The organism is Nocardia sp. PE-7 (genome assembly GCF_030486425.1).
In the GTDB taxonomy this organism is placed as follows: domain Bacteria; phylum Actinomycetota; class Actinomycetes; order Mycobacteriales; family Mycobacteriaceae; genus Nocardia; species Nocardia salmonicida_A.
This window is the reverse complement of the sequence record NZ_CP129614.1, coordinates 4,565,325-4,583,713: the sequence shown is the minus strand read 5'-3', so window position 1 is coordinate 4,583,713 and position 18,389 is coordinate 4,565,325. Positions and strand designations below refer to the sequence as shown.

Here is an 18,389-nt window from a genome sequence, read left to right as displayed (position 1 = left end):
TTTCTCCCGGCGAATCAGGCAACTTTACGGCTATATAATCGACCTCTTGAAGTGAGCGGTATCAACGGAGGTCGGAATGGGCCGAAAGAGTCGCGTAGATGGCAGTCCGGACCGGTCGAATCGGCCGGAAATCAGCTCATTCCGTTCTTCCCGAAACGGGGATTCGGGTAACGGTTCCGGCACCGGCTCCAGCGGTAATGGGGACCACTCCTTCGATATCTTTCCCCTGACGGCGGCGCAGCGGGGTATCTGGTTCGCCCAGCACCTCGCGGAGTCGTCGCCGATCTCGGTGGCCCAATATGTCGAGATCGTGGGCGAGTTGGACACCGAACTGCTCGCCGAGGCCTGCCGAACCGCCAGTCGCGAGTTCGAATCCGGGCATATGCGACTGATCGAGGTCGACGGAGAGCCGTGTCAATTCGTCGACGCGGAGCATGGAGCTCCGGTGTCGATCCTGGACCTGCGCCATCACGCCGATCCGGTCGCGACCGCGCACAGCATGATGGTGCAAGACTATTCCGCTCCGCTGGATGTGCTGAACGACCACCTCGTGACGAGCATCGTCTTCGAGGTCGGCGAGGACCATTTCCTGTGGTACCAGCGAGCGCACCATATCGCGCTCGACGGATTCGCCGCGGTAACGATGTTGCACCGGATGACCGAGCTGTACAACGCTTGGGTGAAGTCCGAGGAACCGGCATCGTGTGCGGCGCAGGACCTGGGGGTCATCGTCGAGCAGGATCTGGCCTACCGGGGTTCGACGCGTTTCGACAACGACCGCAAATATTGGCAGGAGCACCTGGCGGGCGCGCCGCCCGCCGTCAGCCTGGCCGGTCGCGTCGGCAAGCCCACCATTCATCCCGCGCTGGTCAGCACAGAGTTGCCCGACGCCACCGCGAGTCTGATGGCAAGCGTCGCGCTCGAACACGGTCAGAGCGTGGCTCCGACCATCGTCGCGGCGTTCGCCGCGTACCTCGCGCGGATGACCGGAAGCGACGAAGTAATGCTGAGCCTGCCGGTCTCGGGTCGGCACTCCGCTGTCTTGCGCCGATCCGGTGGAATGGTGGCGAACGTGGTCCCGCTGCGGATACGGGTCGCCGGCCGCAGCGTCGGTGAACTGATCGCCGCTGTGCAAAGTGAGTTGACGAGCGCACTGCGCCGCCAGCGCTATCGCCAGGAAGACATATTCCACGATATGGGGATCGCGCGCGACGAGGCGGCCTCTTTCGGGCCGGCCGTGAACCTCATGATGATCGAGAACGAGGTCGTGCTCGGCAATACGACCGGCCGCCTGAACGTCCTCACCTCGGGCCCTACCGCCGACCTCTTCGTCAATATCTACCCCGGTGCGGGCAAAGACAGTACACATATCGACTTCCAGGGAAATCCGAGTGTCTACAGCCAGGACGAGCTCGCCGGCCACCACCGGCGCTTCCGTATGTTCCTGCACGAATTCCTCGCCGGGGGAGCGGGATGTCCGGTCAGCAGATTGTCGCTGCTCGACGCGGAGGAGCGGTCTGCGCTGCCGCGGGTGCGGGGCCCGAGCGGGGTCGAAACACGGCTGCTTCCAGAGATTCTGACCGAGAGCGCGCGCCGCAATAGTAGTGCGTGCGCGATCATCTCGGCCGGGCAGACGATGACGTACGGCGAGCTGGACACCAGATCCTCCCAGCTGGCCCGACATCTGCGAGCACTGGGTTGTGGGCCGGACACGGCGGTGGCGATCATGCTGCGACGCTCGGTCGAATCGGTCGTGGCGACGTGGGCGGTCGCGAAATGTGGGGCCGCGTTCGTCATGGTGGACCCCGAGTATCCGCGCAAGCGTGTGGAACACATGGTCGCCGACAGCGGCGCGGCCGTGGCGATCACGGTCGACGCCTTGCGCGGGCGGCTCCCGTCGGCGATGCGCTCGGTGGTTCTCGACGACCCCGCCACCATGGGGGAAGCCGACGCCGCGAGCGGGCCGATGTCCGACCGCGACCGTATCCGTCCACTACGGCCGTCCAATATCGTCTACATCACCTATACCTCGGGCTCCACCGGAGCGCCGAAAGGCGTCCAGGTCACCCACACCGGCCTCGCGAATCTGGTCGCCGATCGCGCCGCCGCGTACGGAATCGACCCGACCTCTCGGGTGTCCTATGCCCTCTCGCCCAGCTTCGACGCCGCCATGGAACAGTTTCTGACCTGTTTCGCGAGCGGATCCACGCTGGTGATCGTGCCGCCCGAGGTGACCGGCGGCGAGCCGCTCACGCGGCTGCTGGCAGACGAGCACGTGACCCACCTGACGCTGACGCCCACGATGCTGGCCACCGTGGACCCGCGGGAGGCGACCGACTTGCGAGTGGTCGTGGTCGGCGGCGATGTCTGTCCACCGCACGTCGTCGAGCGGTGGGCGCCGTCGGTGTCGATGTACAACGAATACGGTCCCACCGAGGCCACCGTGACCGCCGTCGGAGCCATGCTGACACCCGGCCACGCCCACCTGGCCGGTGGCCCGATTCGTGGCGTCTCGGCGATGGTGCTCGACCGAACGCTCCAACCGGTACCGAAAGGCACCGCGGGCGAACTGTATCTCGCCGGGCCGGGACTGGCCCGCGGCTACAGCCATCGTTTCGTCGCCACCGCCGCCCGGTTCGTCGCGGATCCGTACGGCGGCCCCGGCGAGCGGATGTACCGCACCGGCGACATCGCGCGCTGGACCGGCGACAACGCCGAGATGACGCTGGAATTGGCGGGGCGCAGCGACTTCCAGGTCAAGATCCGTGGCTACCGGATCGAACCGGGTGAAATCGACGCCGTGCTCACCACACACGAGGACGTGGATCTTTCGGTGACGGTGCCGGTGCCCAACAACGCGGGCACGACCGTGCTGGCGTCGTATGTGGTCCCGGTCAGCGGACGCCGGATCGAATCGGTCGAACTCCAGCGCTTCGCCCGCGATTCGCTGGCGCCGCATATGGTCCCGGCGGTGATCCTCACGTTGGACAGCCTCCCGGTGAACGTTTTCGGCAAGCTCGATCGCAGTGCTCTGCCGAAGCCGGAATTCGGGACCGCGCCGGTCGGCCGGACGCCGGCCACCGCCAGGGAGAAGACGGTCGCGAGGTTGTTCACCGAGGTGCTCGGCGTGCCGCTCGTGGGGGCCGACGACAGCTTCTTCGCCCTGGGCGGCGACAGCATTCTGTCGATCCGGCTGGTGGCGCGGGCCAAGGCCGACGGCCTGAGTTTCTCCACCCAGGATGTGTTCGTGCACAAGACCGTCGCGGGCTTGGCTGCCGCGGCCACGTCGACGGAAGCCAGCGATACTCCCGAGTTGGCGGAGTTGCCCGGTGTCGGCGTAGGACAGATGCCGTTGTCGCCGATCATGTGCGCGATGCTCGATCGGGGTCATTACGACCGATTCGCGCAGGCCGCGCTCGTGCAGCTGCCGGAAGGGGTCGATCGCGCGGGCCTGGTGCGCGCACTGGGATCCCTGCTGGACCGCCACGACATGCTGCGCGCGGCCTTGCGCGGCGATTCAATGGATCGCTACGTCGAGGTACTCGAGCGACAAGCGGTCGACCCCGACGCCGCGCTCGTCGATGTTCGGCTCGAACGACGTGACGCCGCCGAGGTCGACCGGCACCTGCAGCACGCCGCGGATCGATTGGACCCGGGCAAGGGCGTGCTCGTTCAAGCCGTCTGGATGCAGGATCGCAACGGCTCGGGACCCGATCTGATGTGGCTGGTGATTCACCATCTCGCCGTCGACGTGGTGTCGTGGCGCATCGTGCTCGCCGACCTCGCGCGGGCCTGGTCGCAGGTCTCCGACGGCGGCGACCCGGATTTCGGTCCGTTCACCACCTCGTTCCGGCGGTGGGCGCACGGCCTGGTCGAGCGGGCGCCGAGTATCCGGTCGGCGGAGCTCGACGTGTGGAAAGACATCCTCGCGCAAGGCGATCAGCTACTCGGATCGCGCCGACTCGCCCCGGATCGTGACACCGGGGCGACGGCGGGCCGAGTGCGCCGACGCATCCCGGCAGCGGTCACCGAGGCGGTTCTCACCACCATTCCGGACCGCTTCCATTGCAGCGCCAACGATCCGCTGCTCGCGGCCCTGGTACTGGCACTGGGAGAGTGGCGGCGCAGGCGCGGTGCGTCGGCGACCGCCGCGGAGTTGATCTCGCTGGAGGGACACGGCCGTGAGGAGCAGGCCGTCCCCGGCGCCGATCTCAGCGGCACCGTGGGCTGGTTCACCACACGGTTCCCGGTTCGGATCGAGTGGGACGATGTCGACCTCGACGATGCGCTGGCCGGCGGCATCGGCGCCGGACGGGCGATAAAACAAGTGAAGGAGCAGTTGCGCGCGGTGCCGGGCAACGGCATCGGCTATCAGGTGCTGCGTCATCTCGGCAGTGCCGAACTGGCGGACCTGCCCGAACCGCAGATCAGTTTCAACTACCTCGGGCGGGTGGGTGTCGGCGAACGCTCGGTGCCCTGGGCGCCCACCACCGAGTTCACCGCACTGACCGCGACGAGTGATCCGGCGATGGCGCTGTCGGCCCTGCTCGATGTCAACGCGATCGCCGAGGAAGGTCGCGACGGGCTCGAACTCGATGTGACCTGGGAGTTCGCCTCGCAGGTACTGAGCAGCGAGGACGTCGACGAGCTCGCCGGGCTGTGGGCTCGCGCCCTGGGGGCGCTTGCCGAGCACGTCCGATCCGACACCGGATACGGCTTCACCCCCTCCGACTTCCCGCTCACCGCGGTGGCGCAGGACGATGTCGACCGCTGGTCGGGGCAATACCCGTCGATGATCGATGTGTGGCCGCTCACCGCCCTGCAGTCCGGGCTGCTGTTCCACACGGTCTACGACCGGGACGGCGACGACGGCTACATCGTGCAGGTGGCGCTGACGTTCGCCGGGCAGGTGGACGGGGCCAGGATGCGGCGGGCCGCGCAGGTGCTCATCGACCGGCACGACAGCCTGCGGACCGCCTTCGTCGAGAGTGCCGACGGTCCACGCCAGATCGTGCTGCGCGACACCGAGGTCGATTGGGACGAGTCGAGTATCGCCGACATCATCGATGCCGACCGGCAGGCGCGGGCACTTCGGCGACTCGCGACGGCGGCCGCGGCTCCGTTCGACCCGGCCCACCCACCGCTGGTGCGGTTCCACCTCGTGCGCACGGGCGTGGATACCTTCCAACTGCTGGTCACCAACCACCATCTCGTGCTGGACGGGTGGTCGATGCCCCTGCTGATCCACGAGTTGCTGTCGCTGTACATCTCCGACGGCGATACCGTCGAGCTCGCGCCCCCTCGGTCATACCGCGAGTATCTGCAGTGGCTGCAGGCTCAGGATCGCGACGCCGCGATCGCCGCGTGGCGGGCCACGCTCGCCGGAATCGACAGTCCGACACGGGTCACCGGCAGGTCGGATCGGTCCGTCGCCGCGGAAGTCGGTGAGGTCGACCTGAAGCTGGACGCCGCGACCACCGCCGCGTTGCTGGATCTGGGCCGCTCCCACGGCGTCACCGCCAACACGGCCCTGCAGGTGGCGTGGGCGATGCTGGTGGCCGCGCTGTCCGGCCGGTCGGATGTGGTGTTCGGCAATACGATCGCGCACCGCCCGCCGCAGATCCCGGATGTCGAGCGCATGGTCGGGCTACTGGTCAACACGCTGCCCGTCCGAGTCCGCCTCGACCCCGGCGAAACCGTCGGCGAGTTGCTCGTTCGCGTGCAATCCGAGCAGGCCGCCATGCTGGATCACCAGTACGTCGGGTTGGCGGAGCTGCAACGGGCCACCGGCATCACCGACATGTTCGACACCGCGACGGTGCTCGAGTCCTATCCGCTCGACCGGGAACTGTTGGCGCGCAATCTCTCCGACGCCGGCTTGCGCTTCGTCGACATCGACGCCCACGATGCCACGCCGTATCCGCTGAGTTTGCAAGTGTCCCCGCCACGGTCGAGCGGCGACGGACGAACGGACGCCGCCGACCATCCCGGCACCTACACGGTGGCACTGAAATTCGCCGCCGACCGATTCGGCACGGACGAGGTACGCACGCTGCTCGAACGCTTCGAGCTCCTGCTCACGCAGATCGTCGGGTATCCCGCCCGGAAGGTCGCCGCGATCTCGTCCTGCTGGGATTCCGAACGGGCGGAACTGCTTTCGGTCGGCAGCGAGGAGCCCGCCGCGGAGCTCGTGCTGCGCGACATCCTGTGGGGGACCGCGCGCGAGTACCCGGATGCCGTGGCTGTCCGCAGCGGCGACACCACGTGGACCTATCAGGAGCTGGAGCGTCGCGCCGACGGGTTCGCTCGCCTGCTGGCCGACCGTGGTGCTCGCGCGGAGTCGATCGTCGCCTTGGCCGTTCCCCGTTCGGCCGAACTGGTGGTCGCGATCTGGGCGGTGGCGAAAACAGGTGCCGCCTTCCTGCCGTTGGATCCCGGTAACCCCGCCGCGCGGATCGAGGAGTTGTTGGCGGACTCCCGGACCCGTCTGGGCGTCACGACCAGCGCTGTCGCGCCGCAGCTTCCGAATACCGTCGACTGGTTGACGCTGGACGCTGCGGCTTCGGACGCGCAGCAGGGTCTACCACTGCCGTCGGGGGCCGACCGGCTGTCGGCCGACAACGCCGCATACGTGATCTACACGTCCGGATCGACCGGCAAACCGAAGGCGGTCCATCTCAGCCATCGAGGACTGGCCGATCTGGTCGCGGCGCAGGTAGACGCCTTCGGCGTCAGCGCGGATTCGGTGGTGTTGCAGGTCGCGTCGCCCGGATTCGACGCCTGCCTGTCGGAGTTGCTGTTGGCGCACGGCAGTGGCGCCGAACTGGTGGTGGCCCCGCCGGAGGTGTACGCCGGGGCCGACCTCGAGGAATTGATTCGCGCACAGCGGGTTTCGCACGCGATCATCACCCCGTCGGTGCTGAAGACCATGGATCCGTCCCGGACGCCGTCGTTGACCTCGCTCGCGGTCGTCGGCGAAGCGACCGAGCCGGACACCGTGAACCGGTGGGGCCACGGGCGACGGCTGATGAATCATTACGGACCTACCGAGTGCACGATCTGGGCGACGGGGTCGGATGCCGTCGTCCCCGGCGAGCCGGTGACGATCGGCGGCCCGATCCGAGGCGCGTCCGCGATGGTTCTCGATACGTGGCTGCGGCCGGTGCCGGTCGGGGTCGCGGGCGAACTCTATCTCGGTGGTCCCGGACTGGCCCGCGGGTACATGGACCGACCGGGTGTGACCGCGTCACGCTTCGTCGCGGATCCGCGATCCACCCGTGGCGAGCGGATCTACCGCACCGGTGATTCCGTGCGCTGGGTCCGCGGACGCACCGGATTGGCACTGGAGTATCTGGGTCGGCGCGATCAGCAGGTCAAGATTCACGGCCTGCGGATCGAGCCGGGGGAAATCGACGCCCACCTGGCCCAGCACCCGGATGTGGCGAGCGTGGCCACCGTCGTGGTGAAGGGTCCCGCCGAGGAACCGATTCTGGTGTCCTATTTCGTCTCCGCCTCGGGCTCCGCGGTAGACGTGGCGGCACTCGGCGACGATCTCTCGGGCACGCTACCGCGTTATATGAATCCCGCGGCGATCGTGCAGCTCGAGGAGATGCCGCGCACGCCTACCGGCAAACTCGATCGCAAAGCATTGCGGCAGCGGGCCTTCGAATCCGACGCCACGGGCGGCAGAACGCCGTCGACGCGGACCGAACAGGTCGTGGCGAAACTCTTCGCCGAGGTGCTCCATCTCGACTCCGTGTCCGCCGACAGCAACTTCTTCGCGCTCGGCGGGGACAGTATCGTCTCGATGCGGCTGGTGGCGCTGGCGAGATCCGCCGGGCTCACGTTCACGCCGCGAGATGTCTTCGAAAACAAGACAGTTGCCGCACTGGCCGCGATGGCCGGCGGCGATCCGGTGCCGGTGACAGATCGCGCACCGGACGCTCCGCTGGTCGCGCTCACACAACCCGACCTCGCTCGGCTCGAGCAGCAGTACCACGGCCTGTCCGACGTATGGCCGTTGTCGCCCATGCAATCCGGCGTGCACTTCCACTCGACGTTCGATCCGGACGCGGGGGACAACTACACCGTCCAGACGATGATCGGATTCTCTGGCACGGTCGACGGTGAGCGCCTGCGCCGTGCCGCTCAGGCCGTGGTCGACCGGCACGATATCCTGCGCGCCGCCTTCGTGGAGACCGCGGCCGGGCCGTGCCAGATCGTGCTCGACCATGCCGAGATCGGTTTCCGAGAGATCGATCTCGCCGATGCGGAGTCTCCGGCCGACCCGGAATCGATCGCCTCGGCCGACGCGGCGGCGGGATTCGACCTGTCGGCGGCACCGCTGCTGCGCTTGACGCTGATCCGTCTCGACGCGCAGTCCTTCCGGCTGCTCGTCACCAATCACCATGTGATCCTGGACGGCTGGTCGATGCCGCTGCTGATGCGAGAACTGCTCGACTACTACGGGTCGCCCGACCATATCGACTCCGCCGGACCTGCTCCCTCTTACCGCGACTATCTGTCCTGGCTGGGCAGGCAGGACAGTTCCGCATCCAAAGCGGCATGGGCGCAAGCATTTTCGGATGTGGACGCACCCACCCGGGTGTCCCGCGACGTGGGCGCGGCGGGTTCGGCATCCACCGCCGAAGTCGGGGCCGAGCTGACGGCGCGGCGATTCGGGGACCTCCGTCGAGTGGCGGCGGAGGCCGCTGTCACCCTCAATACAGCGGTCGCCGCGGCCTGGGCTCTGAATCTGCGCGTGCTGACCGGTGAGACCGATGTGATCTTCGGCTCCGCGGTGTCGGGGCGGCCCCCGGAGTTGCCGCTGGTCGATCAGACCCTCGGCATGTTCCTCACCACGATTCCCGTGCGAGTTCCGCTCGAACCCACCATGACGGTGCGCGCGTTGCTGACCAGCATTCAGGCGCGGCACGCCGACATGCTGGACCATCACCATATCGGCCTACCCGAGATCCACCGCAGCGTCGGCCTGCCCGAACTCTTCGATACCGCCGTCACTTTCCAGTCGTTCCCCGTCGACCGGACGGCACTGCAGCGACTCATCGATTCGGCGGGCCTGCGGGTGGACGAACTCAGCGGCGTCGACGCGACCCCGTACCCGCTGAGCCTGGTCGTGGAACCGAAACAGTCCGAGCACGGCGAAGCACAGGGACTGCGGATCACCCTGCGATTCCACGACCGCGCATTCGACACCGCCGCCGCGCGTCGGATCCTCGACCGCTTCGTCGCCTTGCTGGGCCGGATCGCCGTCAACGCCGACGTACGGCTGGGCGAGCTGCCGCTCGACGAGGAACCGGGGCCGTCGTGGCCGGATTCGGCCGCGGAACAGGCGATCCCGGACACACTCGACCGGATACTCGCCGCTCGCGCTGCCGCCGAACCCGACGCGATCGCCGTGCGATGCGATACGACCGCGATGACGTACCGGCAGCTCGACGAGCGATCCGCACGTCTGGCCCGGGTTCTGCTGCGGCACGGTGTCCGGCGGGGACAGGTCGTCGCCGCGGTGCTTCCGCGATCCCTGGCGGCGACCCTCGCCCTGTGGGCCGTGGCGAAGACCGGCGCCGCGTTCCTGCCGATAGACCCGACCCTGCCAGCGGAGCGGATCGAATATCTGCTGTCGGACTCGGGAACCGTGCTCGGGCTGACCGACCAGTATGCGAGGCAACATCTTCCCGATGGCGTCGAGTATCTGATCCTCGACCAGGAGCAGCTACTCGACGCCGGGGACTCGGTTTCCGCCGGACCGATCACCGACGCCGAACGCGGGGGACCGATTCGACGGGATCAGACCGCGTACGTGAGCTACACCTCCGGGTCGACCGGTATGCCCAAGGGCGTCCTCGTCAGCCATCGCGGCCTGGCCGATATCGTCGCGGCGCAGCGGCGGATACTCGGCGTCGACCCGGAGTCGGTGGTTCTGCAGGTGGCCTCGCCCAGCTTCGACGCCTCGGTGTTCGAGTTGTTGATGGCGCACGGCTCGGGCGGTCGACTGGTCGTATCGCCCGCCGATGTCTACGCCGGACCCGAGCTGGCGGATCTCATCGGGCGCGAACATATTTCGCACGCGGTGATCACTCCCTCGGCGCTGGCGACCATCTCGTGCGAGGGTCTCGACGGGCTGCGCGTGCTGGCGACAGCCGGCGAGCCGGTCGGGCCGGAACTGGTCGATCGGTGGGCGCCGCATCGCACCATGGTCAATCTCTATGGGCCGAGCGAGAGCACGATCTGGGCCACCGCCAGCGAGGCACTCGCGCCCGGTGCCGCGATCACGATCGGCAGGCCGGTCGGCCCCGTCGCGGTCGTCGTCCTCGACACCTGGTTGCGGCCCGTGCCGCACGGTGTCGAGGGTGAGCTGTATCTGTTCGGCGCCGGTCTGGCCGATGGATATGCCGCCAGGAGGGGGTTGACCGCGGCGCGGTTCGTCGCGTGCCCGTTCGCGGAGCCGGGTCAGCGCATGTACCGCACCGGTGACATGGTGCGCCGTGACGCCGATGGCGAGTTGGAGTTCTTGGGGCGCAACGATTTTCAGGTGAAGGTGCACGGCACCAGGGTCGAGCTGGGCGAGATCGACGCGGTGCTCGACGCGCGTGCGGAGGTGGCGTACGCGGTCACGGTGCCGCGTCGCGACGGCGGGCGCCCGGTGGTGCTGGTGTCGTATGTCGTGCCCGCGCCGGGGGCGGAGGTATCGGGCGAGGAGTTGCGTGCGGCACTGGCCGAGGTGCTGCCCCGGTACACGGTCCCGTCCGCGGTGATGATGCTGGACGAGATGCCGCTGACCGTCAACGGGAAGCTGGATCGCGAGCGGTTGCCCGAGCCGGTCGCCGTGACGCGCGAATTCCGGGCGCCCTCACCTGGGTTGGAAGAGCTGGTCGCGCGGACCTTCGAGCAGGTGCTCGACGTGGACCAGGTGGGCGTCGACGACGACTTCTTCGCCCTGGGCGGCGATTCGCTGAGCGCCTCGATGGTGGTGGCGCGCATCGGCGCGGCCCTGGACGCGCGAGTGCCGGTGCGGTCGGTCTTCGAGGCGCCGACCGTCGGCGGATTGGCCGGGCTGGCCGCGGCGGTCAGCGGTGGGGGCCGGTTGCCCCTGCTGCCGGGAGTGCACCCCGACTCGGTGCCGCTGTCGCTGGCACAGCAGCGGATGTGGTTCCTGAACCGGTTCGAGCCGGACTCCGCGGTGCACAACATTCCGGTGATGCTGCGGTTGTCCGGACGGCTGGACACCGAAGCGCTGGGTGCCGCGCTCGCCGATGTGGTCGCGCGCCACGAGGTGTTGCGGACGATCTATCCCGAATCCGCCGGTGAGCCGCGGCAGGTCGTTCTCGACGAGCCCGCGGTGCCGGTGCGGCCGGTGCGGGTGCACGCGGATTCGGTCCCGGAGGTGGTGGGCGAGTTCGTGCGGGGTGGATTCGATGTGACGACCCGTGTGCCGATGCGCGTGGGATTGTTCGAGCTGGGCGCCGAGCACGACAGTGACACCGGCGAATTCCTGCTGGTCCTCGTGGTCCATCACATCGCAGGCGACGGTCAGTCGATGGGGCCGCTGGCCCGTGACGTGATGGTGGCCTACGTCGCGCGGCTGGCCGGGCAGGCTCCGGAGTGGGAACCGCTCGCTGTGCAGTACGCGGATTACGCGTGGTGGCAACGGCAGATGCTGGGCGCCGCGGACGATCCGGCGTCGTTGATGTCGCAGCAGGTGGAATTCTGGCGCTCGACTCTCGAGGGCGCACCGGACCGGCTGGAACTACCGGCGGACCGCCCACGCCCGGCTGTGGCGTCGCTGTCGGGAGGCCGGGTACCGGTGGAGATCGGTGCGCGGCTGCACGAACGGCTGGGCACGCTGGCACGGTCGCGCGGGTCGTCGCTGTTCATGGTGATGCACGCGGCGCTGGCAACGGTATTGGGGCGGCTCAGCGGCAGCGATGACATCGTGATCGGCACCCCGGTCGCGGGGCGGGGCGAGCCCGGTCTCGACGATCTGGTGGGGATGTTCGTGAACACGCTGGCGTTGCGGACCCGGGTGGAGACGGGCGAGCCGTTCACCGAGTTGCTGATGCGCACCCGGGAGACGGACCTGCTGGCGTTCGAGCACGCGGACGTGCCGTTCGAGCGGGTCGTGGAGAAGTTGAACCCGGAGCGATCGGCTGCCCGGCATCCGTTGTTCCAGGTGGCCTTGGCATTCCAGAACGTGTCGACGGTCGATGTAGTGCTGCCCGAGGTCCGGGTGACGCGGGCGAATGTGGATACCGGGGCGATCCAGTTCGACCTGCAACTGGTGCTGGCCGATTCCTCCGGCAATGCCGGTGCGGCGCAGGGTATGTCGGGCATGCTGACCTACGCTCGGGATCTGTTCGACGAGGCGAGCGCGGCGGCGATCGTCCGGCGGCTGGTGCGAGTACTGGAAGCCGTCGCCGACGATCCGACCGTGGTGGTCGGGGATATCGACTGGCTGGAAGCCGACGAGCGCTCGGCGCTCACCTCGCGGGTCGGTGCGCGCACCGTGGAGGCGTCCGAGCCGCCCGGATCGCTGCCGGAGGTGTTGGCCTCGGCCGTCCGCGACAACGGCGACGGTATCGCCGTGGTCGCCGGGGATACCGCGCTGTCGTATACGCAACTGCACGAACGATCGAGCCGACTGGCGAGATTGCTGATCCGCCGTGGCGCCGGACCGGAGAATCCGGTGCTGGTCGCGGCGGCGCGGTCGACGGAGTCCGTCGTCGCGTGGTGGGCGGTGGTGCAGTCGGGTGCGGCATACGTACCGGTGGACCCACGCTATCCCGAAGGCCGGATCGAGCAGATGGTGTCGGATTCTCGTGCGACACTCGGGATCACGGTGTCGTCGGTGCGCGCTCAGCTGCCCGATTCGGTGGACTGGATCGTGCTCGACGACCCGGCTGTCGCCGCGCGGATCGACGCGGCGGCGAGCGGCCCGATCGGCGACGACGAGCGGACGCGGCCGCTGCGGACCTCGGACGTCGCCTACGTGGTCTTCACCTCCGGATCCACCGGCGTGCCGAAGGGCGTGGCCGTCACCCATTCCGGCATCGCCGACTTCGTCTCGGGGCGGCGTGCCGACCGCGGGCTCCAGCACACGTCCAGGGTGTTGCATTTCGCGTCGCCGTCGTTCGACGCCGCACTGATGGAGATCCTGATGGCGGTCAGCCGGGCCGGAGCGCTGATCGTGGCGCCGACGGGGATCTACGGCGGCGGTGAGCTGGCCGAGTTCTTGCGCGTGCGGCGGGTCACCCACGCCTTCATGACCCCGGCCGCGCTCGCGTCGGTGGATCCGGCCGGGCTCGACGACTTGCGGCTGGTGATGTCCGGTGGCGAGGAGGTCCCGGTAGATCTGGTGAGCCGATGGGCGGGCACCGACGTCGCGGGCGCCCGGGAGTTCCAGGTGCTGTACGGACCGACCGAGGCCACCATGATCGCCACGGCGACGCGTGCGCTGCGACCCGACGATCGCCCGACGATCGGTGCCCCGCTGCCGGGGATACAGGCACTGGTCCTGGATGCGCGCCTGCAGCCGGTGCCGGTGGGGGTGGCCGGAGAGTTGTACCTGGCGGGTCCGGCGCTGGCGCGCGGGTACCTGAACAAGCCGGCGACCGATGCGGCGCGGTTCGTGGCGCATCCGTTCGGGGAACCGGGACACCGCATGTACCGAACCGGCGACGTGGTGCGCTGGAATACCGACGGCGATCTGGAGTTCCTGGGGCGCAACGATTTCCAGGTGAAGATCCGCGGCTACCGGGTGGAGCTGGGCGAGATCGACGCGGTGCTGAGCGCACGGGCGGAGGTGGCCTACGCCGTTACGGTGCCGTGGCGTGCGGGTACCGGTCCGGCGCAGTTGGTGTCCTACGCGGTACCCGAAACCGGGGCGAGCCTCTCGGGCGAACAGTTGCGCGCGGCATTGGTCGAGGCGCTGCCGTCGTACCTGGTGCCCGCCGCGGTGATGAAACTCGACGCGATCCCTTTGTTGCCCAACGGAAAACTCGACCGCACGGCCCTGCCCGCACCCGTTGTCCAGGCCAAGCGATTCCGGGCACTGGCGTCGCCGGCGGAGGAAATCGTGGCAGGCGTCTTCGCCGACGTCCTCGGTATCGACGGTCCCGTCGGCGCCGACGACGACTTCTTCGACCTCGGCGGCAACAGCCTGGTGGCCACCCGCGTGGCGGCGCGGATCGGTGCCGCGCTCGACGTGACCATCCCGGTGTCGGTGATCTTCGAAGCGCCCACGGTCGAGAGGTTGGCCGCGCGCGCCGAATCGCATGCCGACACCGGTCGGGTAGCACTGACCGCGCGACCGCGGCCGCCGCGAATTCCCCTGTCGTCGGCACAGCAGCGGATGTGGTTCCTGAACCGGCTCGAGCCCGGCTCGGCCGCCTACAGCATTCCGATCGTGCTACGGCTGTCCGGACAACTGGATCTCGACGCGTTGCGCGCGGCGATCGCGGATGTGGTGGACCGGCACGAAGTACTGCGGACCGTGTACCCGTACGCCGAGGGCGAGCCGTCGCAGGTCGTCCTTCCCACCGCGCGGGCATGCGCGCCGATCACCGTGACCTCGGTCGCGGAACCGGAACTGGAAGAGGCGTTGTCGGCGTTCGTCTCGACGGTGTTCGATGTGACGGTCGATGCGCCGTTGCGGGTGCGGGTGTTCGAGCTCGGGCCGAACGAGTGGGTCCTGGCCGTGGTGGTGCACCACATCGCCTGCGACGGGTCGTCGCTCGGCCCGCTGGCACGGGACATGATGACCGCCTACACGGCTCACCTGGTCGGGAAGACCCCGAGTTGGCTGCCGCTGCCGGTCCAGTACGCCGACTACGCGATCTGGCAGCGGACGGTGCTGGGCGACGAAGACGATCCGGAGTCGCTGCTGAGTGCCCAGATCGACTACTGGACACTCGAATTGGCGGAGCTCCCGGTGGTGCTGGGTCTGCCGACCGACCGACCGCGTCCGCCCGTGCAGACCCATGCGGGCGCGAGCGTACCGATGACCGTCGGCGCCGATCTGCACGCGCGACTCCAGCAGGTCGCGCGAGCGCACAACACGACGCTGTTCATGGTCTTCCACGCTGCGCTGGCGGCCACGCTGGCCCGGCTCGCCGATACCGACGACATCGCGATCGGCACTCCGTTCGCGGGCCGCGGCGAGCCCGAACTCGACGATCTGGTCGGGATGTTCGTCAACACCCTGGTGCTGCGGACCCGGTTGACGCCGGGGATGACATTCACCCAGCTCCTCGAACAGCAGCGGGGGACCGATCTGGCCGCGTTCGGGCACGCCGATGTTCCGTTCGAGCGGCTGGTGCAGGAGCTGAACCCGGTGCGGTCGCACGCCAACCACCCGCTGTTCCAGGTGATGCTGGCATTCCAGAACGTCGCCGGGGCCCAGTTCGAACTTCCGGGGCTCTCGGCGTCCGCCATGACGGCCGACACCGACATCGCACTGTTCGATCTGCTGATCACGATGTCGGATTCCTATGACTCCGCCGGTGATCCGGCCGGGATGAGCGGCGCGGTGATCTACGCGAGCGACCTCTTCGACGCGGCGACCGCGACCGCGATCGTCGATCGCCTGCTGCGCTTGCTCGACGCGCTGGTGACCGATTCGGCACAGCCGGTGCGCGAGGTGGATCTGCTCGGCGCGGACGAACGCGAAACCATTCTGACGCACTGGAATTCGACCGATCGCCGGATGATTCCGGGCGAGACGCTCGCTTCCGTCTTCGCCCACGCCGTGCGGGTGCACGCGGACCGGCCCGCGGTGACAGCCGGGGAACAGACGTTGACCTATGCGGAATTCGCGTCCCGCGTGCATCGGTTGGCGCGGTGGTTGATCTCGCGCGGAGTGGGTCCGGAGTCGTTGGTGGCGCTGCGGATGCGACGTTCACTGGACCAGGTCGTCGCCATCTACGCGGTGCACGCCGCGGGCGGCGGGTACGTGCCGGTGGATCCGGATCTGCCCGCGGACCGCATCGCCTACATGCTGTCGATCGCCGCACCGGTGCTGGAGCTGTCGTCCCTCGAGGGGCTGGAGCTGTCCGGATTCGATGACGGGCCGGTCACCGACGCCGATCGGCTCACCCCGCTGCGATCGCACAATATCGCCTACGTGATCTTCACTTCGGGGTCGACCGGAAGACCGAAAGGCGTTGCGGTATCGCACTGTTCGGTGGTCAACCAGATGCGCTGGGTCGACGAGACCTACGGGCTGACGCCGAATGACGTCGTACTGCAGAAGTCCCCGGCCACCTTCGACATGTCGGTGTGGGAGCTGTTCGCGGCACCGGTGGTGGGCGCGCGGCTGGTGATCGCGCGAGCCTACGGGCATACCGACCCGGCGTATCTCGCCGAAATCATTGCCGCCCAGCGGGTCACGTTCGCCGCCCTCGTGCCGTCGATGCTGTCGGTACTCGCGGACATGGCGTCTGCGGAGTCGCTCGCGTCGTTGCGGACGCTGCTGGTGGGCGGTGAGGCATTCGGCCCGGAGACGGTGGCCGCGGCCCGGCGAATAGTGCCCGGGGTCGAGTTGCACAATCTATACGGGCCGACCGAGTGCACCGTGTGCTCGACCGCGCATCGGGTGACCGGAGCCGAGAGCGGGAACATGCCGATCGGCTCACCGGTTTGGAACACGCGGGCCTACGTACTCGACGACCGGCTACAGCCGGTACCGGCCGGCGTCGCCGGGGAGTTGTACTTGGCGGGCACCCAGCTGGCACGCGGCTACCAGTCACGTCCCGGCCTCACCGCGGAACGGTTCGTGCCCGACCCGTACGGTGACGGCCTGCGCCTGTACCGCACCGGCGACTTGGTGCGCTGGCGAGGGGCCGGCGAATTGGAGTACCTGGGCCGCACCGATTTCCAGGTGAAGCTGCGCGGCCTGCGGATCGAACTCGGCGAGATCGAGGCCGTCCTCGCCGAGCATCCCAGCATCGCGCGGGCGATCGCGGTGGTGCGCCCCATCGGTGTGATGGAACACCTCGTCGCCTATGTCGTGCCCGCCGCGGGCGCCACGGTCGACACCGTCGCGGTCTCGGCGCACGCGGCGACCAAACTGCCCGACTACATGGTGCCCGCCACGCTGATGGTGCTCGACACGGTGCCCCTGCACACGTCGGGCAAGCTGGACCCGTTGCGGCTACCGGAGCCGGTGCTCGCCGTCGCGGAGTTCAGGGAGCCCTCGTCCTGGCTGGAAGGCGAGGTCGCCCGGGCCTTCGGCACGGTACTCGGGGTGGATCGAGTCGGCGCGGATGACGACTTCTACGCATTGGGCGGCAACTCGCTGAAGTCGGTGCAGGTGGTGAGCGAGTTGCGCAAGGAACTCGACTACGAGGTTCCGATCAGCTGGATGTTGTCCGATCCCTGCCCCGCCGACCTGGCGAAGCGGATCGAATCCAGAATCGACGCCGATCCCGCCGTCGACGGGCCCGATGCCGGCTTCGACACGCTGCTGCCGATCCGGACCGGCGGTGAGCGAGCCCCACTGTTCTGTATCCACCCGGCCCTTGGCCTGTCGTGGTGTTACCGCACACTCGACCGCTACCTCGCCGACGATCGACCGATCTACGGCATCCAGGCGCCACAGATCAGCGGCGAGATCCCCGGTCCGACAACGATCGAAGACATGGCAACACGCTACTTCGACGAGATTCGCGCAGTTCAGCCACACGGCCCCTATCACCTCCTCGGTTGGTCGCTGGGCGGTGCGATCGCCCACGCCATCGCGGTCGAGATGCGCGCCGCCGGGGAAGAGGTCGCGCTGCTGGCGCTGTTGGACGCCGAGGTGGGCGGTGTCGACGAGTCGACGCTGCGCGCCGTCACGGCCGGCGAGCTGATCAGCAATCTCGGCCCGGTCATGGGCGTGGATTTCGTCAGCCCCGACGCGAGTGCCGAGGAGGCCGCCGAGCTGATCGAACGGCACCTGGGCAGCAGCCTCGGTATCGACGCCGCACGGATCCAGCGTCTGACCGATGCCTACAACCTGGCGGTCCGGGCGGCCGGCGCGTGGCATCCCGCGGTCTTGGACAGCGACATGCTCTATTTCACCGCGACCCGCGAACGGCGATCCGACGCCACGGGTCACGAGGGATGGGCGCGGGTGGTCCGTGGGCAGCTGTCGAATGTCGACATCGATGTGGCCCACCTCGATATGACCCAACCGGGTGCGATCGCCGAGATCGCCCGGATTCTCAACGCGCGATTGGACAGCTGAGCGCGTCTCTTCTCCACCGGGTGGCCGACCCGGCGGTCCGGTTCGGTGCCTGCGCGTGCGACACCTACCTGGTCGCCTGCTATTTTGAACGTCGTTCAATGATGTAGCGAAGGATGTCTGCCGTGCCCGAAGTCGAGAAATCCCC

At 68.3% G+C, this 18,389-nt stretch carries 1 protein-coding gene; it reads left to right on the top strand.

Going from position 1 to position 18,389, the window contains the following annotated elements; genetic code table 11:
- Nucleotides 1-76: 76 nt before the first annotated feature.
- Nucleotides 77-18,244 (top strand): non-ribosomal peptide synthetase, encoded by an 18,168-nt coding sequence (locus tag QX204_RS21665; protein WP_301901865.1) that lies wholly within the window; start codon nt 77-79, stop codon nt 18,242-18,244.
- Nucleotides 18,245-18,389: the final 145 nt, after the last annotated feature.

Excerpts from the sequence above, each read along its gene's own strand:
- QX204_RS21665 (WP_301901865.1), top strand. The coding sequence starts at position 77 with ATGGGCCGAAAGAGTCGCGTAGATGGCAGTCCGGACCGGTCGAATCGG.